Source organism: Dyella sedimenti (genome assembly GCF_022760995.1).
GTDB lineage: Bacteria > Pseudomonadota > Gammaproteobacteria > Xanthomonadales > Rhodanobacteraceae > Dyella > Dyella sedimenti.
Window position 1 is genome coordinate 114,403 of the sequence record NZ_JAKWJO010000006.1, and the last position, 22,164, is coordinate 136,566.

Consider the following 22,164-nt stretch of genomic DNA (forward strand, 5'->3'; position numbering starts at 1 on the left):
TTGGGGGGAAACTGCGACCGGGGAGCCAGGGTGCCTTGCCGGCGCCATGGCCTCGCCGCCCCGCCAAGCTACGGGAGAGAGGGCTGTGGAGGATTGAGTGATCTTGCGCCGCCTGGGACCGGCTTGCCCTTGCATGCGGCTGGACTTCGCCGGGGTCAGTGCGCGCTGAAGCGTGATTCCTGCAGGTCGACCTCGCGGACCAGGGCGCGCGTCGCCTCTTCCGTCAGCTTGCCCGAGCGGGCGATCCGGTACAGCTCGTCGCGCTCGGCGCGCAGTGCCACGATGCGCAGCCCGCGTTCGATCTCCTCGAGCGTGCGGGTGGGCTGGCTCGCGTCGCCGGCGTCGGTGCGCGCCTGGATCTGCTCCCGGTACTGCGCCAGTACCCTGGCCCCGGCCTGCGTATACAGGCCAAGGTCGCTCGTTTCGTTGCCCGCCTCCTGCATGGCGCGCTCCACCGCGAGGATCGCGGCGCGGGCCGCGGCGGAGCGCGCCGCCTCCGCCTGGCGCTGCTCCAGCGTCCCGCGCGGCAGCCTGATGCCGCTCATCAGCAAGGGCAGCCCGGCATTGGCGGCAAGCAGGGTCACGACGATCACCCCGGCGGCGAGGAAGATGGCGAGGTCCCGGGTCGGGAAGCCGGCGCCGCCGCGCAAGGCCAGCGGCAGCGTCATCACGCCGGCCAGCGTCACCGCGCCGCGAACGCCGGCCAGCGTGGTCACGGCGACCAGCCGCCAGCCCGGCGCGCTGATCCCGTGGCCGTCGCGCGCCGCGCGGAACAGGATCAGGCGAAGGGATGCCCAGGCCCACAGGGCCCGCAACAGGTAGAGGATGGCGCTGATCGCGGCGACGTAGGCCAGCAGCCACAGCGCGTGCTGTCGCCCGGTCGGCTGGATGGCCCGCCCCGCGCCGGCGATGATGCCCGGCAACTGGTGTCCCAGCAGGACGAAGACCACGCCGTTCCCCGCGAACTGGACGGCGTCCCAGACGGCGGCGCGGCGGATGCGCGTGCTGGCGAGCGCGCGCCCGGCGAGTTCCTCGTAGCTCATCACCACGCCCGCGGTAGCGGCCGCCAGGATGCCCGACGCGGCGAGCCGGTCGGCCAGCAGATAGGCGCCGAACGGGATGAGCAGGCTGATGAGGATCTGCGTGCCCGTCTCCTCGCCGAAATGCCTGGCCGTCCAGTCCTTCGTCGCATTGGCCGCCAGGGTCACCGCCGCGCCGGCCAGCACGCCGCCGCCGGCCAGCCACAGAAACGTCCGGGATGCCTCGGCGGGCGAGAAGTAGCCGGTCAGCGCGGCCGCGACGGCGAAGCGCAGGCAGACCAGGCCGGAGGCGTCGTTGAGCAGGGCTTCTCCCTCCAGGACGTGCATCAGCCGCCTGGGGAGCGGGGTCCGCTCGGCCATCGCCGATACCGCGACCGCATCCGTGGGCGACAGCACGGACGCGAGCGCGAAGGCGATGGGCAACGGCATGACCGGCACCAGCCAGTGGATGAACAGGCCCGCGCCCAGGACCGTGAACAGGACCAGGCCCAGGGCGAGCGCGCCGATCGTCCACTTGTCGCGCAGCAGGCCCTCCTTGGAAATGTGCCAGCCATCGAGGAACAGCAGCGGGGCGACGAACAGCAGCAGGAATACCTCGGGCGACAGCGAGACGTGGAAGTCGAACAGCTGCGCCAGCAGCGCGCCGAGTCCGGTCTGCACGATCGCCAGGGGAAGGCGGACGCGCACCACGCGCTGGACGATGCTGCTGACGACGACGCTCGCCAGCAGCAGGAGAGTGGTCGTTATCGCTTCCATGGCTGCCCTCGTCGGTGGTCCACGTTGCACGGCACCTTCGCCAACGGCGGATGGCGAAGGCGCCTCCTGCCGTGGCACGGCGGTCGATCGCACGCATCGATGTTCGCATGGCCGGCGGGGCGAGGGAGGCGATGAGGGCCCGCGCCATCGCCGAAAGCGCAACCACAGTCAAAGCGGCGCATGAAGCGGCAATCCCAGGAGCCGGCTCGATCGCGATCCAACTGGCCAAGGCGCTGTCCGCGTACTGGGAATACATGTTCGGGCGGGCGCTGTGCCGGACGGCCGGCATGGGCGGGCAGCACACGCTGCTGGACGAGGTGGTGGTCGATGCCGGGCGGATCGCCAGGATCCTGGGCGTGCGGCTTGCGCCGATCTGCGCCGGCACGCTGCGCCAGGCCCATGCCGGGGTGGAAAGCGGCACGCTCCGCGGAAAGATCGTCATCGAGGGCTGGGATTAGGTGTCCATCCACTCGGCGCGGCCGAAACGCAAGCCCCTTCCATTCATCGCAAGACTTTCCAAGTCATGCCAGGGCGCCTTCCAGCACCCTTGGCGTGCGGCCGCACCGCCTCTTTTCCATCACCAACGCGGCATATCGATGAAGCCATCCCCGGAGCTGTACGACCTCGCGCTGGTAGCCATGGCCACGGCGCTGATGTGGATACCCTACGTGCTGGCCATGATCTGGCGTGCCGGCCTGTGGAAAACCATGGGCAACCGCGACCACGCCCTGCCGGGGCTGCCCCTGTGGGCCCAGCGGGCCCGGCGCGCCCATGCGAACGCCGTCGAGAACCTGGCGGTGTTCGCGCCGCTGCTGCTGGTAGCCGCGTCGACGGGGCTGGCTTCGCCGCTGGTGCGGACCGCCGCGAGCACCTACCTCGTGGCCAGGCTGGTCCATTACGTGGTCTATGCCGCTGGCGTGCCGGTGGTGAGGACGCTGGCATTCTTCGCCGGATGGGGGGCGACGCTGGCGGTGGCCATGGCCCTGCTCATGTCGTGACCGCCGCCATGCCGACACCATACAGGCGGAAGGCGCCTCCCGCTGAAGCGATCGCCCGGCACCGCGGTGTGCTCGGCGCCTCGATGGTCCTCGCGCTGGGTGGCTGCGCCGCGCGGGTGGCGCCGTCGTTCGAGCTGTTCGGCGCCTATTTCCCGGCGTGGATGCTGTGCGCCCTGCTGGGCATCGTCGCGGCCGTGCTGGTGCGCGTCGCGCTGGTGGCGACGGGACTTGCCAACGCGCTGCCCCTGCCGCTCTTCGCCTGCGCCTCGGTGGGAGTCTGCGCCGCCCTGCTGGCCTGGCTGTATTGGTTCGGAAGCTAGCCATGCGCAAGGGCGGCGCCATGGCGCACGGCTGGCGGGGCAAGACGGTCCTGGCCGTGCTGGTTGTCGCGGCGGTGCTGGTATCCGTCGTCGCGGCGCATCGGCGCGTGCAGGCGCCATCGACCGACGACGCGACGATCGATGCCGACGTGGTCCACGTGGCGGCAGCCGTCGGCGGGCGGATCATCGACATCCCGGTGGCCGAGAACATGCTGGTGGTGAAAGGCCAGCTATTGTTCCAGATCGATCCCGAGCCCTACCGCCAGGCGGTGGCGCAGGCGCAGGCCGAGCTGGACCTGGCCCGCGCATCGCTGGAGACGCAGCGGCGCGTGCTGTCCACGCAGCGTTCCACCGCGACCGTCGCGCGTGCGCAGGCGCGACGCGCCGTCACCAACCTGCAGCTGGCCGAACGCACGGTGGACCGGCTGCGCCCGCTCAGCGAGGAGGGTTACGTGCCGGTCCAGCAGCTCGACCAGGCGCAGACCACGCGCCACGATGCCGTCACCTCGTTGCAGCAGGCGCAGGAGCAGCAAGTCGCCGCCGAGCGCGCCGTCGATACCGAGGAAGGCGCGGAGGCCGCGGTGCGCGCGCGAACGGCCGCCCTGGCCATCGCCCGCCGGGCGCTGGCCGACACCACCGTGCGCGCGCCGCATGCCGGCCGCATCGTCGGCCTGGCGGTGACGTCCGGCGAGACGGTGCTGCCTTCGCAGGCGCTGTTCACGCTGGTGGTCACGGAGGACTGGTTCGCGGTGGCGAACTTCCGCGAATACGACTTGCGTTCCATCGCCGCCGGCGATTGCGCCACGGTCTATTCGTTGATCGACCGGCGCCGCGCGATCAAGGGCACGGTGCAGGGCATCGGCGCCGGCGTGCTGGACGAGGAACGCATCAACCTGCCGCGCGGCGTGCCCTACGTGGAACGTTCGCTCAACTGGGTGCGCGTGGCGCAGCGATTCCCGGTGCGCGTCAGCCTGGACAGGCCGCCGGAGGCCCTGATGCGCCTGGGCGCCAGCGCGGTGGTGGAGGTGAAGCATGGCGCGGCATGCCATTGAACGGCTGCGGGCGGGCGTCCGAGGCCTGTCGCGGCTGCTGTTCGCGGCCACGCCGGGACGGCGCGCGTTCGCGTTGCGCCAGGCGCTCACCTGCGCGGCGGTGGCGTGGGTGGTGGAGTTCTACCAGACGCCCGACGCGGCCTTGACGGTGTACGTGGTGTTCTTCCTCAACGCGGCCGACCGCATGACCAGCGTGGTGATGTCGGTCGTGGAGCTGCTGCTGGTGACGCTGGTCATCGCGCTGGTGCTGGGGGTGGCCCTCTTCACCATCGACGACGCCATGGCGCGGGTGGCGTGCATGGGCGTGCTGTCGTTCGGATGGCTGTTCCTGGCCTCGGCGAGCAAGCTGCGTCCCATCGCGCCGATCCTGGCCCTGATCGTCGGCTACGGCCTCGACCTGCTCGGCGGCTTCCACAGCGGCGAGGTGGCGACGCGTGCGCTGCGCTACGCCTGGCTGTTCGTGGGGATCCCGGCGGGCGTCTCGCTGCTCGCCAGCCTGCTGGCCGCGCCCTCGCCGCGCCGCCTGCTGGGGCGTGCCCTGGCCGGCCGCCTGCGCCTGTGCGCGGCGATGCTGCGCATGCACGGCGGGGACACGCGGCGCGCCTTCGCCGGGGAGCTGGCGCAGGCGCCCGGCAAGCTGCCCGAATGGTTGAGGATGGCGGCGCTGGAGGCGTCCTCGCCGCCGCCGGATCTGGCGGCCTTGAAGCAGGCGCAGGCATCGAGCCTCGCGCTGATGCTCCTGGTCCACCTCGCCACGCGCGAGGGCGGCGCGCCGTTGCCGGATGCGTGGCGCATCGCGCTGGCGGACGTCCTGGAACCCATGGCGGACATGCTTGCCGACGGCGGCTACCCGCTCGACGTGACGTTGCCGCCCGACGCGGGAGATGCCCCGTCGCCGCTGCAGGCCGCCATGCTGGACGAATTCCGCGGCGTGCTGGCTGGCTTCGCCGCGCCGCCGCCGGCCGCCGCGCCGCCGGCCACGGAACACGGCGAGGGCAAGACGGGCTTCCTGCTGCCGGATGCCTTCGGCAGCGCCGTGCATGTGCAGTACGCCCTGAAGGCCACGGCGGCCGCGCTGACCTGCTACGTGCTGTACGAGCTGCTGGACTGGCCGGGCATCCATACCTGCTTCATCACCTGCTACATCGTCGCCCTGCCCACCGCGGCGGAGACCATCGAGAAGCTGACGCTGCGCATCGCGGGCTGCCTGGCCGGCGCGCTGGTCGGTACCGCCGCCATCGTGTTCCTGATTCCCGCCGCGACCTCCATCGGCGGCCTGATGGCGATCGTCTTTCTCGGCGCCTTCGCCTGCGCGTGGATCGCCGCGGGCAGCCCCAGGATCGCCTATGCCGGTTTCCAGGTGGCGTTCGCCTTCTTCCTGTGCGTGATGCAGGGCGCCGGGCCGGCCTTCGACCTCACCATCGCGCGCGACCGCGTGATCGGCATCCTGCTCGGCAATCTGGTGGCCTATCTGTTCTTCACCCGGCTCTGGCCGGTCGGCATCGCCGGGCGCGTCGATCCGGCCATGGCCGGGCTGCTGCGCCGGCTCGGGGAGATGGTTTCGGCGCCGGCCGCCACCGCGCGCCGCGCGATCGCGGCGCAGGTGCTGGCCGGCGGTGCCGAGGTCATGCGCGACCTGGAACTGGCCCACTACGAACCGGGCCCGCTGCGTCCGTCGCGATCCTGGCTGCGCCAGCGCCGCGTGCTCTTGCGCAAGGCGCTGGCGGCGACGGCGCCCTTGCTGCTGGCCGCCGGACGCGAGGCGGCGCCGGGTGTCGCATTCGGGCAGCGGCTCGAACGGGTGGCGCGCTGGATCGATGGCGCCGAAGCTCCGCCCGCCGTCATTGCAAGCCACGCGCCGGGCACCGATGCGACGTGGGCCGTGGCCGACGCCGCGCTGCGGGCCATCGAAGGCGCGGCACCCGGGATCGAGGCGGACGGAGACGCGGGCCATGTCCATGCGCTGGTCTGACATCCTGCTGGTCCCGGCGCTGGCCCTGGGCCTGTCGGCCTGTGCGACGTCGAGCCTGGACCTGGCGCCGCCGGCCCCCGATCGACCGTGGCAACCGGCCACGAACCAGGATGGCGAGATCGTCGCCGGCGCCGCCGCGACGGCGGCGGCGGGACAGGCGGGCTACGTCCTGCCGGCCAACCGTGCCCTGGCCATGCTGCCGCCGGCGCCGGCCGGGCTCGACGCCGGCAGGGCCTATGCCTTGCCGGACCTGATCGACCTGGCCGAATCCAGCAACCCCGATACGCGCATCGCCTGGGACGAGGCGCGCCGCGCCGCGCTGGCCGAAGGCATCGCGCGCAGCGCCTACCTGCCGCAGCTCGCCGCCAGCGCGCTGGAGGGCCGGCAGCACGGCCATGCGCGCGATGCCGTCTCCGGGCTGGGCGCCGACGGCAGCGATTCGGCGCACGGCACGATTTCGGTCCTGTCCGTGCAATGGCTGCTGTTCGACTTCGGCGAGCGCTCGGCCCTGGTCGAGGCCGCGCGGCAGGTCTCCGTGGCCTCGAACATCGCCTTCACCGCCGCGCACCAGCAGGTGATCCACGCGGTGAGCACGGCCTTCTATGCGCATGCGGCCGCGCAGGCCCGCGCGCGGACGGCCGTGCAGGCGCTGGACAATGCCAGGCAGGTGGAGGCGGCCGCGCAGGCGCGCTACCGGCAGGGCATCGGCACCGTGGTCGAGGTGGCGCAGGCCCGCCAGGCGACCGCCGCGGCCGAGCTGGCGCGCGTACAGGCGCAGGGCGGCGCCAGGGACGCCTATGTCGCCCTGCTTACCGCCGTGGGCGTGCCGCCCACCAGCGAGCTGAGGATCGCGGAACTGGCGGAGCGCAAGCTGTCGCTGGACCTGGCCAGGCCGCTGGACGACATGATCGCGGCCGCGCTGTCGCGGCGGCCGGACGTGCTGGGGGCCTATGCCGCCATGAAGGCCAGCCAGGCCAACGTGCGCGCGGCGCGCGCCGAATCCCGGCCCAAGCTGTTCCTCGCCGCGACGGGCAGCTACGGCCATGGCGATCTCGACGTGGCGGCGCTGCCTGCGGCCGGCCAGCAGCCGCCTACCGTGAACGTGGGTGGGCATCACTTCGGCAGCACGGTGTTCCTGGGCGTGACCATGCCGCTGTACGACGGCGGCACGCGCTCGGCGATGCTGGCGCGGGCGCAGGCGGCCTCGGACAGCGCCGGCGCCAGGCTGGCGCAGGTGCGCGACGAAGCCGCGCGCCAGGTCGCGGTGGCCGACAATGCATTGCGCACCAGCCTGGCCGCCTGCGATGCCGCCGAGGCGCTGGTGCAGGCGGCCGGGATCACCTTCGACGCGGCGCTGGCGGCCTATCGCCGCGGCGTCGGTACGCTCACCGACGTGACCCTGGCGCAGAGCCAATGGCTACAGGCGAGGAACGCCCGTAGCGATGCGCGCAGCCAGGCGCTGACGGCCGCGGCCACGCTCGCCCTGGTCACCGGATCGCTGGGAGCCGCGCCGGCGTGGTAGGGCGATGCGTCGGTCCCGGCCATCGCCAGCGGACGCGCCGCCCGGCGGCGGTGCATCCGCCGACGTACCGGATCGTCAATGATGGCGCAGTTCTTTCTCGAAGGCCTTGACCTGCTTCTCCGCCTCGTCGCGCGCCATGCCGTAGCGTTCCTGCAGCTTGCCCGAAAGGTATTCGGCGTTGCCTTCGGTCACTTTCAGGTCGTCCTCGGTGAGCTTGCCCCAATGCTGCTTGATCTGGCCGCTGAGCTGTTTCCATTGACCCTGGATGGTGTCCTGGTTCATGACGTTGCCTCGCTGGTGTCGGTGGGATGCCATACGCATGGCAACCATGGATTCGAGCAAGCCTGGAGTTAAGTCCACGTGCCCGAGGCGTTGCCTGTGGTGGTTGCGGTTCATGGGCGTATGGCGGCGCCTGATACGGCGTTCGCATCGTCTCCACGCCGATGGTGCGTCGATGGCGTCTCGGCATGGTGGGCGACGGCAGCGGCAAGCGCATGGTTCCATGCCGCTGCACGATGTCATGGGACGTGCCAACCCACTTTTATCAGGAGGATCGCGATATGGGCTCCATCTTGCAGCAGGACGTCGGCCGTACCGGCTGGCTGCTGGTGATCTACGGCGTCATCTCGATACTGTTCGGGCTCAGCGCGCTGCTCTGGCCGGGCAGCACGGTAATCGCCCTGGCCTGGGCATTCGGCATCATGGCGCTGGCCGAGGGCATCGCCAGCGTGTTCGCGCTGTTCCAGCGCCAGGTGGCGATCTCGCGCGGGTGGCTGGTGCTGTATGCCGTCGCCTCCATCGTGTTCGGGCTGCTGGCCATCTGGCATCCGCTGGCGATGGCGAACGTGCTGCTGGTTTTCCTGGCGGCGTGGCTGATCGTGGCCGGCGTCTATCGCGTGGTGTTCGCCATCCGCGTGCGCAAGCACATCCAGGGCGAGTGGATGATCGCGCTGAGCGGCGTGCTCGCCATCCTGCTGGGCCTGCTGTTCGTGGCCTATCCGGTGGCGGGGCTGCTCACCGTGGCGATCTGGATCGGCGCGGCCGCGCTGGTGTACGGCGTGCTGCAGCTGGTGGCCGGCGTGCGCCTGCATCGCTGGAAGTCGGCGCTCTGATGCTCTCCGAGGAAAAGGCGCCGTGGGGCGCCTTTTCCTCGATGCTTGCGCGGACGCGCGGCGTCAGCTGCGCACCTCGAAGTTCTCGCTGGCGACGGCCTTGCCGTTGAGCGAGATCACCACCTTGTACTTGCCCGTCGGCCAGGGATTGGGGTTCTGTACCTTGAAGGTGGTGGTGGCCGGTCCGTCGGTGGCGATGGATTCGCTGGTACTGCTGAACGGCTGTTCCTTGCCGTCCTCGTAGCTCCACTGCGCATTCAGCGTGGCATTGTCGGTGTTGCCGGTAGTGGCGACACTGGCATAGATGGACTTGTCCTGCGGCGAGAAGCGGCGCTGCTCCTTGCTGATCGCGAGCGAGGAGGCATCCACCGCGCCGCCGATGGTCACCGCGGTGACCTTGATGTCATGCGGCTGCACGCTGGCCGACTTGCCGGAACTGCTGGCCGGCGGCGGCGTGCTGGCCGGCGGCGCGGGTTGCGGCGGCGCGGACGACTGGGTAGCCGCCGGCGGCGGCATGGTGGGCGAGGGTGCCGGCGCGCTCGCGGGCGGCGCGGGCGATGCCGGCGGGCCGGATTCCTGGTCGTTCTTGCCGCACGCGCTGAGCATCAGCAGGCCGGCAAGGGTCGCGCAGTACAAAGCGGTGTTGCGTGCCTGAATGTTCATGGGCAGACCCCGTGGCTGGTGGCTGAACACACACCCGGCCGGCGATGCCGCGACTGCCGGGCGCCTGGAAAAACAGGCTAGTCCCATGGGACTGAAGCCCCGATTACCAGCCGTGGCCCCTCCACGCTGCCTTAACACCGGTGGCGCATCCGTTCATTGGCGCGCGCCGCGCGGATTGTCCGGCGCTTCGGTGCCGGTGCTGCGGTAGGGGTTGATGTCCAGACCGCCGCGGCGGGTATAGCGCGCATACACGCTGAGTTGCTCGGGTCGGCAATGTTGCATGACATCGACGAAGATGCGCTCCACGCATTGCTCGTGGAATTCGTTGTGGTTGCGGAACGACACCAGGTAGCGCAGCAAGCCGGCCGGGTCGATCGGCGCGCCGCGATAGCGGACCTGCACGCTGCCCCAGTCCGGCTGGCCGGTGACCGGGCAGTTGGAGCGCAACAGGTTCGATACCAGGGCTTCCTCCACCGCGGGGCGCGCGGCATCGGCCACCAGGTAGTCCGCGCGCGGCGGGCCGTAGTCGTCGATGTCCAGCGGCAGCGCGTCGATCAGCGTGCCTTCCAGGTCGGCCATGGCATGTCCCTGGGCGCGCGCTTCGCTGAGCGTCACCTCCACCGGCGCGCCGGCGGCGACGGACAGGTCACGCGCCAGCGTGTCCACCAGCATGCCGGCGCTGGCCATGCGCTCCTGCGAAAAGCCGTTGAGATACAGCTTGAACGACTTCGACTCGATGATGTTCGGCGAATCGGCCGGTACGCGGAACTCGGCCAGCGCCACCACCGGCTTGCCGCGCGTATCCAGCCAGGACAGCTCGTAGGCATTCCACACGTCCACGCCATGGAAGGGCAGCGGCAGGGCGACGCCGATCTCCTCGCGCTTGGCGGCGCGCGGGATGGGAAACAGCAGGGAGGGGTCGTAACGGTCGGCGTAGATCGTGGCCTTGCCGAGCGGGGAATGTTCGGGAGTGCTCATGCGCGCATTGTAGCGTCGCGCGCCGCGGGCCATCGCAGAAACCTGCGGGCGGGACCATGACCACTGGCCCGGTTCAGTGGCGCGGCCGGTTTCTATAGTGTCCGGTGATCCTGGGGAGACGAAGGAACCATCTGCATGAAGAATACCGTCCTGGCCTGCCGCATCGGCGCGGGCCTGTTCCTGGCTGGCGCCTCGATCGCCCCTGCCTTCGCCGACGGCCCGGATGCCGTGTTCGATCCGCAGGTGCTGTTCGCGCCGCTTTCGCTGCCCGACGCCGCCAACGCCTTCCGCGACGGCGCCGGCAAGCCGGGACCGCAGTTCTGGCAGAACCGCGCGGACTACGCGATCCAGGCGCAGATCGATCCGGCCACGCATACGCTGCAGGGCGACGAGACCATCACCTATACCAACCGCAGCCCCGATGCGCTGGACGAGCTGTGGGTGCAACTGGACCAGAACGGCTACCGCCGCGATTCGCGCGGCTCGCTTGCCGCGCCGCGCCCGCGCGCGGAATCCACCGACGGCTACAGCCTCGACGCGGTGGAAGTGGACGGCAGGCCCGTGCACTTCCTGGTCGACGACACCCGCCTGCGCGTGGACCTGCCACAGGCGCTGGCCGGCGGCGGCAGGCAGCTGAAGCTGCGCATCCGCTACCACTACACGGTGCCGGGCCCCTGGGGTGGCCGTACCGCGGTGACGCCGACGAAGAACGGCGACATCTACGAGATCGCCCAATGGTTCCCGCGCATGGCGGTGTACGACGACCTGCGCGGCTGGGACACGCTGCCTTATCTCGGCCAGGAGTTCTACCTCGAATACGGCACCATCGACTACGCCGTGACGGTGCCGTGGAACTACCTGGTGGCCGGTTCCGGCGAGCTGGTCAATCCGAAGGAAGTGCTCACCGCCACGCAGCAGCAACGCCTGGCGCAGGCCGCGCAGAGCGACGCCACGGTGATGATCCGCACGCCGCAGGAAGTGAACGACCCGGCCACCCGCCCCAAGCGCGACGGCACGCAGACCTGGCGCTTCCACATGGAACACACCCGCGACGTGGCCTTCGCCGCCTCGCCGGCCTTCGTATGGGACGCCGCGCGCATCGACCTGCCCGAGGGCAAGCATGCGCTGGCCATGTCGGTGTATCCGGTGGAGGGCGTGGGCAAGGACCAGTGGAACCGCTCTACTGAATACCTCAAGGGCGCGGTCGAGCACTTCTCCGCCAAGTGGTATCCGTATCCCTGGCCGGTGGCGGTGAACCTCGGCGGGCATGGCGCGGGCATGGAATACCCCGGCATCGTGTTCGACGGCTACGAGGACAAGGGGCCGATGCTGTTCTGGATCACCGCGCACGAGATCGGCCATACCTGGTTCCCGATGATCGTGGGCTCCAACGAGCGCCGCAACGCGTTCATGGACGAAGGCTTCAACACCTTCATCGACGTCTATGCGTCCGATGCGTTCAACCACGGCGAGTACGCGCCCAAGCGCGACGGCGAATACGCGCCCAAGGGCGGCAACCCGGTGGACGAGATCCTGCCGCTGCTGGCCGATGCCGCCGCGCCCACGCTGATGGCGCCGGCCGATTCGGTGGCCGAGAAGTACCGCCACCCGGTGAGCTACTTCAAGGGCGCGCTGGGCCTGGTCTTGCTGCGCGAGCAGATCCTCGGGCCCGAGCGCTTCGATCCCGCGTTCCGCCGCTACATCGCCACCTGGGCGTACCGGCATCCCACGCCGTCGGACTTCTTCCGTTTCATGAGCAGCGAGGCGGGCGAGGACCTGTCGTGGTGGTGGCGCGGCTGGTACCTCAACAACTGGCAGCTGGACATGGGTGTGAGTGCGGCCAGCTATGTCGACAACGATCCCGCCAAGGGTGTGTCGGTCACGCTCGCCAGCCGCCAGAAGCTGGTGATGCCGGCCACGCTGCGCATCGATTACGCAGACGGCAGCCACGAGGACGTGCGCGTGCCGGTGGAGACGTGGCGCCAGAGCGCCACGCCGAAGCTGGCGCTGCCCACCACCAAGCGCATCAGCAAGCTCACGCTCGACCCGGAGCACAAGCTGCCGGACGCCGACCGCGGCAACAACAGCCTGACGATGCCGTGACCTTTGCCCGGCATCCCGGCGCAGGCCGGGATGCCGGCTAAGCTAGAGACAAAGACCCTATCACGTGATCTCCAGACCCTCATCCTTGCTCGCGCGTGTTGGCGCCATCCAGGCATTGTCCTTCGCCATGTTGCTCTCGCTGGGCAATAGCGCCATGGCCCGGTCCAGCGACCAGGCCCGCTGGCACGCCGAGGCCCAGGCCGTCACCATCACCCGCGACGACTGGGGCATCGCCCACGTGCACGGCAAGACCGATGCCGACGCGGTGTTCGGCGTGGCCTACGCGCAGGCCGAGGACGACTTCAACCGCGTCGAGACCAACTACCTCAATGCACTGGGCTGGCTGGCCCAGGCCGAGGGCGAAAAGGCGATCTGGTCCGACCTGCGCCAGCGGCTGTGGATCGACCCGGCCGAACTCAAGCGCCTGTACGCCAGGAGCCCCGGCTGGCTGCGCGCGCTGATGGACGCCTGGGCCGACGGCCTCAACGCGTACCTTGCCGCGCATCCGCAGGTGCATCCGCGCGTCATTACCCATTTCGAGCCGTGGATGGCGCTGAGCTTCAGCGAGGGCAGCATCGGCGGCGACATCGAGCGCGTCTCGCTCAAGTCGTTGCAGGCGTTCTACGGCAAGGCCGATGACAAGGTGGCCTTCGCCGACACGCCGTCGAGCTGGGCCGAGCCTACCGGCTCCAACGGCATCGCCATCGCGCCCCGGCTCACCGCCAATGGGCATGCGCTGCTGCTGATCAACCCGCACACCTCGTTCTTCTTCCGCTCCGAGCTGCAGATGAGCAGCGATGCGGGCCTGGATGCCTACGGCGCGGTGACCTGGGGCCAGTTCTTCGTCTACCAAGGCTTCAACCGGCACATCGGCTGGATGCACACCTCCACCACCGCCGACGTGGTGGACGAGTTCGCCGAGACCATCGTGCGCGACGGCGGCAAGCTGGGCTACCGCTACGGCAAGGCGCTGCGCCCGGTGGCCACGCGCGAGATCCGCGTGGCCTACCGCCGGCCGGACGGCGCGATGGGCGAGCGCGTGTTCACCACCTATGCCACCCACCACGGACCCATCGTGCGCGAGGAAGGCGGCAAGTGGATCGCCACCGCGCTGATGAACAAGCCACTGGAAGCGCTGGAGCAGAGCTGGCTGCGCACCAAGGCCAGCGACTATGCCAGCTACCTGCAGGTGGCGGCGCTCAAGGCCAATTCCTCCAACAACACCATCTTCGCCGACGACAAGGGCGAGATCGCGTACCTGCATCCGCAGTTCATCCCCCGGCGCGACGACCGCTTCGACTACACCCGGCCGGTGGACGGCAGCGATCCGGCCACCGACTGGCAGGGCCTGTTGCCGCTCGACGCCGCGCCGCACCTGCTCGATCCGGCCAACGGCTGGATCATGAACACCAATGACTGGCCATATTCCGCGGCGGGCGCGTCCAGCCCCAGGCGCGCCGACTATCCGCGCTACATGGACAGCGTGGGCGAGAACCCGCGCGGCCTGCACGCCACCATGGTGCTCAGCGGCAAGCGCGACTTCACCCAGGCCGCGCTGATCAGCGCGGCGTTCGACGCCTACCTGCCGGCGTTCGCGCGGCAGATCCCCATCCTGGTGGCCGATTACGATGCGCTGCCGGCGGGCGATCCGCTGAAGCCGAGGCTCGCCGGCCCCATTGCGCTGCTGCGCAACTGGGACTACCGCTGGGGCATTGCCTCGATGCCGACCACACTGGCGGTGTTCTGGGGCGACACGCTGTGGGACGAGGTGGACAAGTCGGACGTGTCCGAGGGTCTTTCCGTGTACGACATCATGGCCGAACGCGCGGGCTCGAAGGCGCGCCTCGCCGCGCTGGTCGAAGCCTGCGCACGACTGGAAAAGGACTTCGGCAGCTGGGGTGTGCCGTGGGGCGAGGTGAACCGCTACCAGCGCCTCAACGGCGACCTGGCGCAGCCCTTCGACGACGCCAGGCCCAGCCTCCCGGTGCCGTTCACTTCCTCGCGCTGGGGCTCGCTCGCCTCGTTCGGCGCGCATCGCTGGCCCGGCACGCGGCGCTACTACGGCACCAGCGGCAACAGTTTCGTGGCGGTGGTGGAATTCGGCCCGAAGGTCAGCGCGCGCGCCATCACCGCCGGCGGCGAGAGCGGCCATCCCGACTCGCCGCACTTCAACGACGAGGCCGAGCGCTACACCACCGGCAACCTGCGCCCGGTGTATTTCTGGCCGGAGGACCTGCAAGGCCACGTCGAGAAGGTGTACCACCCGGGCCTGTGAACAGGCTCTAAGATGCCTCGCGGGAAATACCGCGTTCATCCCCCACCGCCTACGGAGATCCCGCCCCATGCGCTTGCCGCCTCTGCTCGTCGCCATCGCCCTGGCCCTTGCCCCCATGGTCGCCGCCAGGGCCGACGACGCGCCCGCGCGCATCGTGGTGCGCGCCGCCCACCTGGTGGACGTACAGGCCGGCAAGGTGAGGGACAACCCCATCGTGGTCATCGACGGCGACCGCATCACCGAGGTGCGCTACGACGGCCAGGTGCCGGCTGGCGCCAGGCTGATCGACCTGGGCGGCGCGACCCTGCTGCCCGGCCTCATCGATTGCCACGTACATCTCACCGGCGATCCGGGCGAGGTCAAGGGCGACTACTACGAGGCGATCCTCAAGCGCAGCGCCATCGACTCGGCGATCCTGGCGCCCACCTACGCCAAGCGCACGCTGGACGCCGGCTTCACCACCGTGCGCAATCTCGGCGCGGACGACTACGTCGACGTCGCGCTGCGCAACGCGATCGACCGGGGCGACATCCCCGGTCCGCGCATGCTGGTGTCCGGCCCGCCGCTGGGTGCCACCGGCGGCCATGCCGACGGCACCACGGGTTTCTCGCCGTGGATCGAGTTCCACGACATCAATGGCGTCGCCGACGGCGTGGATGCCGTCCGCCATCGCGTGCGCGAGAACGTCAAGCACGGCGCCGACGTCATCAAGTTCATGGCCAGCGCCGGCGTGCTGAGCGCCGAGGCATCGGTGGGCGCGCCGCAGTATTCGCAGGAGGAGATGGACGCCATCGTCGAGGAGGCGCATCGCTGGGGCAAGAAGGTGGCCACCCACGCGCACGGCGCCGAGGCCATCAAGATGGCCATCCGCGCCGGCGTCGACTCGGTGGAGCACAGCAGCCTGATCGACGATGAGGGCCTGAAGCTCGCCAAGCAGCACGGCACCTATCTCGACTTCGACGTCTACAACGACGACTACATCCTCAGCGAGTACGCCAAGAAAGGCTTTCCGCCGTCCACCATCGAGAAGGAGAAGCGCGTGGGCCGCCTGCAGCGCGAGAACTTCCAGCGCGCGGTCAAGGCCGGCGAGAAGCTCGCCTTCGGTACCGACGCGGGCGTCTATCCGCACGGCTGGAACGCCAGGCAGTTCGCCGTCATGACCCATTGGGGCATGACGCCGATGCAGGCCATCCAGGCCGCCACGGTGAACGCCGCCGACCTGCTCGACATGAAGGACAAGGTGGGCGCCGTCGCCCCCGGCTATTACGCCGACCTCATCGCCGTCCAGGGCGATCCGCTGGGCGACATCACGCAGCTCGAACACGTGGGCTTCGTGATGAAGGGCGGCGCGGTGGACAGGAACGACCTCGCGCGCTGAGCGCCTGTGCCTACTTCACCGGCTCGGCCAGCGGCTTGCCCTTGTCCACCACCCAGGTGGACAGCGCCACGCCGCCGTCGGTGCCGGGCGCGGCGGCCAGGCTGTGCACCGCGCCGCGCGGGTTGAAGAAATGGTCGCCGGCCTTCAGCACCTGGTCGGGCTTGCCGCGCGTCTTCAATACCAGGTTGCCCTTGAGCACGTAGCCCGATTCGTCGCCCGCGTGCTCGTGCCAGCCGATCACGCCGCCGGCGGGCAGCTCGGCCGTGCCGATCACGATCTGCTTGCCGGGCACGCCGCTCTCATCGTGCGTGTCGAGGATGGTCCGCGTCGGCTGCGGGGCCGCCTGGGCATGCAGCCAGGCAGCGGGCGCCAGGGTGGCGAACATCGCGGCGAATGCAACGGGGCGAAGCAGCATGGTGGTCTCCTCGGCACGCGTGGACGCGCCGCATCGTGCGCGCTGGATCGTTACGCCGGCGCGAAGCCGCCCGGACCATGGCTTACCATGGGCGGCCTGGTTCTTCGTGAGGGTGGCCCATGGATTCCACTTCCCCGCCGATCCGCGTGGCGCTGATCGGCTACGGCTATGCCGGCAAGACCTTTCATGCACCGCTGATCCGCGGCGTGCCTGGCCTGGACCTGGCCGTGGTGGTGTCGCGCGATGCGGGCAAGGTGCATGCCGACCTGCCGGGCGTGGCCGTGGTGGCGGACCTGCGCGAGGCGCTGGCCGACCCTGCGGTGGCCCTGGTGGTGATCGCCACGCCCAACGACACCCACGCGCCCCTGGCGCGCGCCGCGCTGGAGGCGGGCAAGCACGTGGTGGTGGACAAGCCCTTCGCGCTGGACCTCGCCGAGGCGCGTGCGCTGGCGGTGCTGGCCGGGCAGCGGCAACGGGTGCTTTCGGTATTCCAGAACCGGCGCTGGGACAGCGACTTCCTCGGCGTGCGGCAGGTGCTGGCACAGGGCGTGCTGGGCGAGGTGATGCACGTCGAATCGCATATCGACCGCTTCCGCCCGCAGGTGCGCGCGCGCTGGCGCGAGCGGCGCGGCGCCGGCAGCGGGCTGTGGTACGACCTGGGGCCGCACCTGGTGGACCAGGCCCTGCTGCTGTTCGGCCTGCCCGACCGCGTACTGGCCAGCCTGGCGATCCAGCGCGAGGGTGGGGAAACCATCGACTGGGCGCACGTGGTTCTGGAGTACGGCCAGCGCCGCGTGGTGCTGCACGCGGGCATGCTGGTGGCGGGAGGCGGCGCGCGCTTCATGCTGCACGGCGCGCGCGGCAGCCTGCTCAAGGCGCAGGCGGATCGCCAGGAGGCCCAGCTGCTGGCCGGCATGCGGCCCGGCGCCGCCGGCTGGGGCGAGGACGCGGACGACATGCGGCTGTACGACGGCAGTGGCCAGGCGTCGCGGCTGCCGGTGCCGGCGGGCGACCAGCGCCGTTATTACCAGGCCCTGCGCGAAGCGCTGCTCGGCGAAGGACCGAACCCGGTGCCACCCTGGCAGGCGGCCTCGGTGATGGCCGTGCTGGAGGCGGTCATGGAGGCCGCGGCGACCGGGCAGGCCGTTTCCCCAGCCTGGTCGGACGAGGAACGCGCGGCCTGGGCCGGCGGCGTGGACACTCCCTGAAAAAGAAGGCCCCCTTGCGGGGGCCGGTGGGCCGATCAGGGGTGCGATCGGCCCCAGGGTATGCCGGGCACCCGAGGGAGCGCACGGCCCGCATAGATTGCCCGGGCGATGGCAAGGCCGGTATCAGCCGACGCCCACAGCTGGGGTAGGGCCAAAGCGTCTCCGGCTTTCGGGGCGGATCAGATGTTGACCATGTGCATCATCGCTTCGGCATAGCGGGGGCCGGCCGCCACGTCGGGCGGGAACACCGCATCGATCGCCTTCAGTTCGTCATCGCTGAGCGACACGCCCAGCGCGCCGAGGTTCTCGTCCAGGCGATCGCGGCGCTTGGTGCCGGGAATGGCCACCACGTCCTGGCCCTGCGCCAGCACCCAGGCCAGCGCCAGCTGCGCGGGCGTGCAGCCCTTCTCGGCGGCCAGCGCCTGCACCTTGTGCACCAGTTCAAGGTTGCGCTGGAAGTTCTCGCCCTGGAAGCGGGGGCTCTGGCGGCGGTAGTCGTCGGCCTCGAAATCGTCCGGGCTGGCGTAGGCGCCGGTGAGGAAGCCGCGGCCCAGCGGCGAGTACGCCACCAGGCTCACGCCCAGCCGGCGGCAGGCGTCCAGCATGCCGTTCTCCTGCGGATCGCGTGTCCACAGCGAGAACTCCACCTGCAGCGCGGCGATCGGGTGCACCTTGCAGGCGCGTTCCAGGGTGGCGCCAGAGGCCTCGGAAAGGCCCAGGTAGCGCACCTTGCCGGCCTTCACCAGCTCGGCCATGGCGCCCACGGTTTCCTCGATGGGCACGCTGGCGTCCACGCGGTGCTGGTAGTACAGGTCGATATGGTCCAGGCCCAGGCGCTTGAGGCTGGCGTCGCAGGAGGCGCGCACGTACTCGGGGCGGCCGTTCACGCCGCGCAGGGACGGGTTGGCCGGATCGCGCACGATGCCGAACTTGGTGGCCACGAAGGCCTGCTCGCGGCGGTCGGCGATGGCCTTGCCGACCAGCACCTCGTTGGTGTGCGGGCCGTACATGTCGGCGGTGTCGAGCAGGTTGATGCCGCGTTCCAGCGCATGGTGGATGGTCGCGATGGACTCGGCGTCGTTGCGTTCGCCGTAGAAGTCGCTCATGCCCATGCAGCCGAGGCCGAGGGCGGAGACGGAGGGGCCTTGCTGGCCCAGCTGTCGCATTTGCATCACAGGTGTCCTGGCGGGGGAAAGACATGCATTGTTCGCCATGGCGGGGGCGCGATAAATGCTCAATAATCGCCATGTCTATTATCGAAACGGCCAACAATCGCCATGGACCGCCTGCAAGCCATGCGGGTCTTCACGCGCATCGTCGAGCTGGGCAGCTTCACCCGCGCCGCCGACGACCTGAGCCTGCCGCGCGCCACCCTCACCCACACCATCAAGCGCCTGGAAGAGCACGTGGGCGCACACCTGCTGCAGCGGACCACCCGCCGCGTGCGTCCCACCCAGGACGGCGAGGTGTACTACAACCATTGCGTGCGCCTGTTGGCCGACCTCGATGCGGTGGAGGCCGACTTCCGCGAGGCCGCGGTGGTGCCCAAGGGCCGGCTGCGCATCGACCTGGCCTCCTCGCTGGCGCGCCATACGCTGATCCCGGCCCTGCCGGCTTTCTTCGCGCGCTATCCACAGATCGAGCTGGACATCGGCACCAGCGACCGCTTTATCGACCTGGTGCAGGAAGGGGTGGACTGCGTGCTGCGCGCGGGCGACCTGGCCGACTCCACCATGGTGGGGCGCCGCCTCGCCAGCATGTCGCAGGCCACCGTCGCCAGCGCGGACTACGTGCGCCGGCACGGCCTGCCGCAGAGCCTGGCCGAGCTGCAGCACGGCCACGTGGCGGTGAACTGGGCCTCGCCCACCACGCGCCGTCTCTCGCCACTGGAATTCATGGCGGGGCGGCGCATGCGCGAGGTGATGCTGCCCTCGCGGGTGACCGTCAGCGGCACCGAGGCCTACCTCGCCTCCTGCGAGGCGGGCCTGGGCATCGCGCAATTCCCGCGCTACCGCATCGGGGAGGCCTTGGCCGATGGCCGCCTGGTCGAGCTGTTGCCGGCGATGCCGCCGCCGGTCCTGCCGGTGAGCGTGCTCTACCCCTCGCAGCGCCAGTTGCCGCTGCGTCTGCGGGTGTTCATCGACTGGGTGGCGGAACTGCTGCGCGACCTAGCCTGACCGGGCCGGGCCTGCCACGCCGCCTTGACGTCGGCGCAACGCACGGCGGCGGCAGACTGCCGGCTGACAGGAGGCAAGCGCATGGCATCGCCGCAGGTGGATGTGCTGATCGTCGGTGCCGGCCCCACCGGGCTGGCCGCCGCCTTGCTGCTGGCGCGGCGTGGCGTTGCCGTGCGCATCGTCGATGGCGCGACCGAGCCCAACGTGTATTCGAAGGCCCTGGCGGTCAACAGCCGCACGCTGGAAGTACTGCAGGAAACCGGCGTGGCCGACCGCATCGTGGTGGAGGGCTGGGCGGTGAAGGGCGCCAGCCTGCACGAACGCGACCGCGAGGTGCTCGCCCTGGACCTGCCCGCGGCGCTGGGCGTGCGGCAGGCCATGACCGTGCTGCCGCAGGCCCGGACCGAGGCCCTGCTGGCCGACGCCCTGCAAGCCCAGGGCGTGACGGTGGAGCGGGGCGCCACCCTGCTGGCGCTGGCGCAGGACGAATCGAGGGTGACGGCCACCCTGCGGCATGCCGACGGCCGCCAGGAACAGGCGCAGTCCCGGCTGCTGTTCGGCGCGGATGGCGCGCGCAGCGCCACGCGCCACGCCCTGCGGCTGGACTTCGCCGGCAGCAACCTGCCCGAGCCGTGGCTGCTGTGGGACATCGGCATGCAGACGCCGCTGGATCCCTGGCGCGCGCACGTGCTGTTCGAGCCCGCCGGCTTCATCTTCGTGCTGCGACTGGCCGGTGCCACCTGGCGGGTGATCGGCAACACCGCCGACCCGCTGGCCACCTTGCGCCGCTACGGCACGTTGGACGGCGTGGCGTGGCAATCGCAGTTCCACATCGGCCACCGCGTCGCCGCGCGCGCCGGGGTGGGGCGCGTGGCGCTGGGCGGCGACGCGGCGCACATCCATTCGCCGATCGGCGCGCGCGGCATGAACCTGGGCATCGAGGATGCCTACGTGTTCGCCGATTGCGCGGCCGATGCGCTGGCGGGCGACATGGCGCGCCTGCGCGACTACGCCGTCCTGCGCCACGCGGTGCACCGGTCGGTGGTGCGGCGTATTGGCGCAATCACGCGCCTCGTGCATGGGCGCACGCCGTGGCTGCGGCGCGTGCGCGATGGCGTGATACCGCTGGCTGGGCACCTTTCCTTCGCGCGGGAGCTGATGCTGCGCACCGTGGGCGGACTTGACCACCCGCTGAAGGTGCATCCCTAGCCACGCTCAAGTTTCCCGGTGGGGCGTCGATAATGCGGATAGCTCGCCATACGTCCGTGACGGTCACGTCACCTGCGCGGGCGCGGCCCGCGCCGCGACGTATCCGCCCCACGAGATGTCCCCCGACGCATGACCGCCCGCAAGCCCCACACCAACAACCGCGTGGATTGGAACGATCCGCGCCTGCAGGCGCTGCTGCGCCGTTCCGAGGAATGGAAGCTCGACAACCGGGGCACCTACGAGCCCAGGGACGTGCAGGTCCATCTCGGCTGGGGCGCGACCACCGCCCGTCCGGCCGTGCTGGTGTGGGAACGCGACCAGGTGATGATGCTGGAGACGCGCTTCCCCATCCCGATGGGCGAGCACGTGCGGGTGGATGTGCCCAAGGGCGACGGCATGCGTAGCCTGTGGGGCATCGTGGCCGAGAGCCGCGAGGGTTTCCGCGCCGAGGACCGCGCCAACGGCGTGCACCTGCACTGGCTGCACCTGCGCTGACGATCCCCGTGTCAGCCGGCGCCCGGCAGCGCCGGCACGGTGGCCGGCGCGCCGTTGGAATCGAGCGCCACCATCACGAAGCGGCCGGTGGTACAGACGCGGCGGTCACCGGTGAGCGGATCCTCGGCGGTCAGCTCCACTTCCACCGTCATCGAGCTGTGGCCCACGTGCACGATGCGCGCCACCAGTTCGGCCAGCTGTCCCTTGCGCACCGGCACGCGGAAGTTCACCTCCTCCGAACGGGCGGTGACCACGGTGCGGCGGGCATGCCGAGAGGCGACGATGAAGGCGGCCTTGTCCATCCACGCCAGCGCCTGGCCGCCGAACAGCGTGCCCAGGTGATTGGTGTGGTCGGGAAAGACCATCTCCAGCAGGCGGGCCTCGGGCAGCGGCTGGTCGGTCATGGCGGGGGTCTGGCTCATGGCGGGATTCATGCGGGCGGGTGGATGGGGGCGGGCGTCGGGCCGGGTGCTAAGCGGACATGCGCCATG

General features: G+C 70.4%; 21 protein-coding genes. 14 read left to right on the plus strand and 7 right to left on the minus strand.

Annotation, left to right across the window (positions count from 1 at the left end; translation table 11 throughout):
• Positions 1–155 precede the first annotated feature (155 nt).
• Positions 156–1,796, minus strand: a complete 1,641-nt coding sequence (locus tag MJ605_RS13635; RefSeq protein ID WP_243042082.1) for a Na+/H+ antiporter — start codon at positions 1,794–1,796, stop codon at positions 156–158.
• 71 nt (positions 1,797–1,867) lie between these two features.
• On the opposite strand from MJ605_RS13635, the gene MJ605_RS13640 reads away from it, so the two are divergent.
• From MJ605_RS13640 to MJ605_RS13665, 6 genes are all read left to right on the plus strand, one after another.
• Positions 1,868–2,254: a hypothetical protein gene (locus tag MJ605_RS13640; protein WP_243042083.1), complete on the plus strand. Its 387-nt coding sequence runs from the start codon at positions 1,868–1,870 to the stop codon at positions 2,252–2,254.
• A 138-nt stretch (positions 2,255–2,392) separates the two neighbouring features.
• Complete coding sequence (locus MJ605_RS13645; RefSeq protein ID WP_243042084.1) at positions 2,393–2,794, plus strand: MAPEG family protein; 402 nt, start codon at positions 2,393–2,395, stop codon at positions 2,792–2,794.
• 83 nt (positions 2,795–2,877) lie between these two features.
• Positions 2,878–3,114 carry a YtcA family lipoprotein gene (locus MJ605_RS13650; RefSeq protein ID WP_243042085.1) on the plus strand — a complete coding sequence of 79 codons (237 nt, stop codon included), beginning with the start codon at positions 2,878–2,880 and terminating at the stop codon, positions 3,112–3,114.
• A 2-nt stretch (positions 3,115–3,116) separates the two neighbouring features.
• Positions 3,117–4,166, plus strand: a complete 1,050-nt coding sequence (gene mdtN / locus MJ605_RS13655; RefSeq protein WP_243042086.1) for a multidrug transporter subunit MdtN — start codon at positions 3,117–3,119, stop codon at positions 4,164–4,166.
• On the plus strand, positions 4,147–6,138 hold the full coding sequence (locus tag MJ605_RS13660; RefSeq protein WP_243042087.1) for an FUSC family protein: 1,992 nt from the start codon (positions 4,147–4,149) through the stop codon (positions 6,136–6,138). The genes mdtN and MJ605_RS13660 overlap by 20 nt, the downstream gene beginning before the upstream one ends.
• A complete protein-coding gene (locus MJ605_RS13665) occupies positions 6,119–7,660 on the plus strand; it encodes a TolC family protein (protein ID WP_243042088.1) in 1,542 nt (513 codons plus the stop codon). The genes MJ605_RS13660 and MJ605_RS13665 overlap by 20 nt, the downstream gene beginning before the upstream one ends.
• Before the next feature lie 75 nt (positions 7,661–7,735).
• On the opposite strand, the gene MJ605_RS13670 is transcribed toward MJ605_RS13665, so the two are convergent.
• Positions 7,736–7,942 carry a CsbD family protein gene (locus MJ605_RS13670; RefSeq protein ID WP_243042089.1) on the minus strand — a complete coding sequence of 69 codons (207 nt, stop codon included), beginning with the start codon at positions 7,940–7,942 and terminating at the stop codon, positions 7,736–7,738.
• A gap of 278 nt (positions 7,943–8,220) precedes the next feature.
• Here MJ605_RS13670 and MJ605_RS13675 point away from each other — a divergent pair, with 278 nt between their 5' ends.
• On the plus strand, positions 8,221–8,772 hold the full coding sequence (locus MJ605_RS13675; RefSeq protein ID WP_243042090.1) for an HdeD family acid-resistance protein: 552 nt from the start codon (positions 8,221–8,223) through the stop codon (positions 8,770–8,772).
• A 63-nt stretch (positions 8,773–8,835) separates the two neighbouring features.
• On the opposite strand, the gene MJ605_RS13680 is transcribed toward MJ605_RS13675, so the two are convergent.
• Together MJ605_RS13680 and queF are read right to left on the minus strand one after the other, a co-directional pair.
• Positions 8,836–9,435 carry a hypothetical protein gene (locus MJ605_RS13680; protein ID WP_243042091.1) on the minus strand — a complete coding sequence of 200 codons (600 nt, stop codon included), beginning with the start codon at positions 9,433–9,435 and terminating at the stop codon, positions 8,836–8,838.
• 153 nt (positions 9,436–9,588) lie between these two features.
• Positions 9,589–10,413, minus strand: coding sequence for an NADPH-dependent 7-cyano-7-deazaguanine reductase QueF (gene queF / locus MJ605_RS13685; RefSeq protein WP_243042092.1), 825 nt, complete (start codon positions 10,411–10,413; stop codon positions 9,589–9,591).
• A gap of 135 nt (positions 10,414–10,548) precedes the next feature.
• Between queF and MJ605_RS13690 the strand changes: the two genes are divergently transcribed.
• The 3 genes from MJ605_RS13690 to MJ605_RS13700 all read left to right on the plus strand — a co-directional run bounded on the left by MJ605_RS13690 (position 10,549) and on the right by MJ605_RS13700 (position 16,169).
• Entirely contained in the window at positions 10,549–12,516 is a 1,968-nt protein-coding gene (locus MJ605_RS13690; RefSeq protein WP_243042093.1) for a M1 family metallopeptidase, read from the plus strand.
• A gap of 127 nt (positions 12,517–12,643) precedes the next feature.
• Positions 12,644–14,791 carry a penicillin acylase family protein gene (locus MJ605_RS13695; RefSeq protein ID WP_425601019.1) on the plus strand — a complete coding sequence of 716 codons (2,148 nt, stop codon included), beginning with the start codon at positions 12,644–12,646 and terminating at the stop codon, positions 14,789–14,791.
• Positions 14,792–14,858: 67 nt separating this feature from the next.
• Positions 14,859–16,169, plus strand: coding sequence for a Xaa-Pro dipeptidase (locus MJ605_RS13700; RefSeq protein ID WP_243042094.1), 1,311 nt, complete (start codon positions 14,859–14,861; stop codon positions 16,167–16,169).
• A gap of 10 nt (positions 16,170–16,179) precedes the next feature.
• Here MJ605_RS13700 and MJ605_RS13705 read toward each other — a convergent pair whose 3' ends face one another.
• Positions 16,180–16,584: a cupin domain-containing protein gene (locus MJ605_RS13705; protein ID WP_243042095.1), complete on the minus strand. Its 405-nt coding sequence runs from the start codon at positions 16,582–16,584 to the stop codon at positions 16,180–16,182.
• A 119-nt stretch (positions 16,585–16,703) separates the two neighbouring features.
• Here MJ605_RS13705 and MJ605_RS13710 point away from each other — a divergent pair, with 119 nt between their 5' ends.
• Entirely contained in the window at positions 16,704–17,792 is a 1,089-nt protein-coding gene (locus tag MJ605_RS13710; RefSeq protein WP_243042096.1) for an oxidoreductase, read from the plus strand.
• Between the two features lie 179 nt (positions 17,793–17,971).
• On the opposite strand, the gene MJ605_RS13715 is transcribed toward MJ605_RS13710, so the two are convergent.
• Entirely contained in the window at positions 17,972–18,964 is a 993-nt protein-coding gene (locus MJ605_RS13715) for an aldo/keto reductase (protein WP_243042097.1), read from the minus strand.
• 105 nt (positions 18,965–19,069) lie between these two features.
• On the opposite strand from MJ605_RS13715, the gene MJ605_RS13720 reads away from it, so the two are divergent.
• From MJ605_RS13720 to MJ605_RS13730, 3 genes are all read left to right on the plus strand, one after another.
• On the plus strand, positions 19,070–19,969 hold the full coding sequence (locus MJ605_RS13720; protein ID WP_243042098.1) for a LysR family transcriptional regulator: 900 nt from the start codon (positions 19,070–19,072) through the stop codon (positions 19,967–19,969).
• Between the two features lie 81 nt (positions 19,970–20,050).
• Complete coding sequence (locus MJ605_RS13725) at positions 20,051–21,178, plus strand: FAD-dependent oxidoreductase (protein ID WP_243042099.1); 1,128 nt, start codon at positions 20,051–20,053, stop codon at positions 21,176–21,178.
• A gap of 129 nt (positions 21,179–21,307) precedes the next feature.
• Positions 21,308–21,673, plus strand: a complete 366-nt coding sequence (locus tag MJ605_RS13730; RefSeq protein ID WP_243042100.1) for a hypothetical protein — start codon at positions 21,308–21,310, stop codon at positions 21,671–21,673.
• An 11-nt stretch (positions 21,674–21,684) separates the two neighbouring features.
• Here the strand turns inward: MJ605_RS13730 and MJ605_RS13735 are convergent, their stop codons facing one another.
• Positions 21,685–22,095, minus strand: a complete 411-nt coding sequence (locus MJ605_RS13735; protein WP_243042101.1) for an acyl-CoA thioesterase — start codon at positions 22,093–22,095, stop codon at positions 21,685–21,687.
• Positions 22,096–22,164: the final 69 nt, after the last annotated feature.

Excerpts from the sequence above, each read along its gene's own strand:
- MJ605_RS13635 (WP_243042082.1), bottom strand. The coding sequence starts at position 1,796 with ATGGAAGCGATAACGACCACTCTCCTGCTGCTGGCGAGCGTCGTCGTC.
- MJ605_RS13645 (WP_243042084.1), top strand. The coding sequence starts at position 2,393 with ATGAAGCCATCCCCGGAGCTGTACGACCTCGCGCTGGTAGCCATGGCC.
- MJ605_RS13650 (WP_243042085.1), top strand. The coding sequence starts at position 2,878 with ATGGTCCTCGCGCTGGGTGGCTGCGCCGCGCGGGTGGCGCCGTCGTTC.
- mdtN (WP_243042086.1), top strand. The coding sequence starts at position 3,117 with ATGCGCAAGGGCGGCGCCATGGCGCACGGCTGGCGGGGCAAGACGGTC.
- MJ605_RS13660 (WP_243042087.1), top strand. The coding sequence starts at position 4,147 with ATGGCGCGGCATGCCATTGAACGGCTGCGGGCGGGCGTCCGAGGCCTG.
- MJ605_RS13665 (WP_243042088.1), top strand. The coding sequence starts at position 6,119 with ATGTCCATGCGCTGGTCTGACATCCTGCTGGTCCCGGCGCTGGCCCTG.
- MJ605_RS13670 (WP_243042089.1), bottom strand. The coding sequence starts at position 7,942 with ATGAACCAGGACACCATCCAGGGTCAATGGAAACAGCTCAGCGGCCAG.
- MJ605_RS13675 (WP_243042090.1), top strand. The coding sequence starts at position 8,221 with ATGGGCTCCATCTTGCAGCAGGACGTCGGCCGTACCGGCTGGCTGCTG.
- MJ605_RS13680 (WP_243042091.1), bottom strand. The coding sequence starts at position 9,435 with ATGAACATTCAGGCACGCAACACCGCTTTGTACTGCGCGACCCTTGCC.
- queF (WP_243042092.1), bottom strand. The coding sequence starts at position 10,413 with ATGAGCACTCCCGAACATTCCCCGCTCGGCAAGGCCACGATCTACGCC.
- MJ605_RS13690 (WP_243042093.1), top strand. The coding sequence starts at position 10,549 with ATGAAGAATACCGTCCTGGCCTGCCGCATCGGCGCGGGCCTGTTCCTG.
- MJ605_RS13695 (WP_425601019.1), top strand. The coding sequence starts at position 12,644 with ATGTTGCTCTCGCTGGGCAATAGCGCCATGGCCCGGTCCAGCGACCAG.
- MJ605_RS13700 (WP_243042094.1), top strand. The coding sequence starts at position 14,859 with ATGCGCTTGCCGCCTCTGCTCGTCGCCATCGCCCTGGCCCTTGCCCCC.
- MJ605_RS13705 (WP_243042095.1), bottom strand. The coding sequence starts at position 16,584 with ATGCTGCTTCGCCCCGTTGCATTCGCCGCGATGTTCGCCACCCTGGCG.
- MJ605_RS13710 (WP_243042096.1), top strand. The coding sequence starts at position 16,704 with ATGGATTCCACTTCCCCGCCGATCCGCGTGGCGCTGATCGGCTACGGC.
- MJ605_RS13715 (WP_243042097.1), bottom strand. The coding sequence starts at position 18,964 with ATGCAAATGCGACAGCTGGGCCAGCAAGGCCCCTCCGTCTCCGCCCTC.
- MJ605_RS13720 (WP_243042098.1), top strand. The coding sequence starts at position 19,070 with ATGGACCGCCTGCAAGCCATGCGGGTCTTCACGCGCATCGTCGAGCTG.
- MJ605_RS13725 (WP_243042099.1), top strand. The coding sequence starts at position 20,051 with ATGGCATCGCCGCAGGTGGATGTGCTGATCGTCGGTGCCGGCCCCACC.
- MJ605_RS13730 (WP_243042100.1), top strand. The coding sequence starts at position 21,308 with ATGACCGCCCGCAAGCCCCACACCAACAACCGCGTGGATTGGAACGAT.
- MJ605_RS13735 (WP_243042101.1), bottom strand. The coding sequence starts at position 22,095 with ATGAGCCAGACCCCCGCCATGACCGACCAGCCGCTGCCCGAGGCCCGC.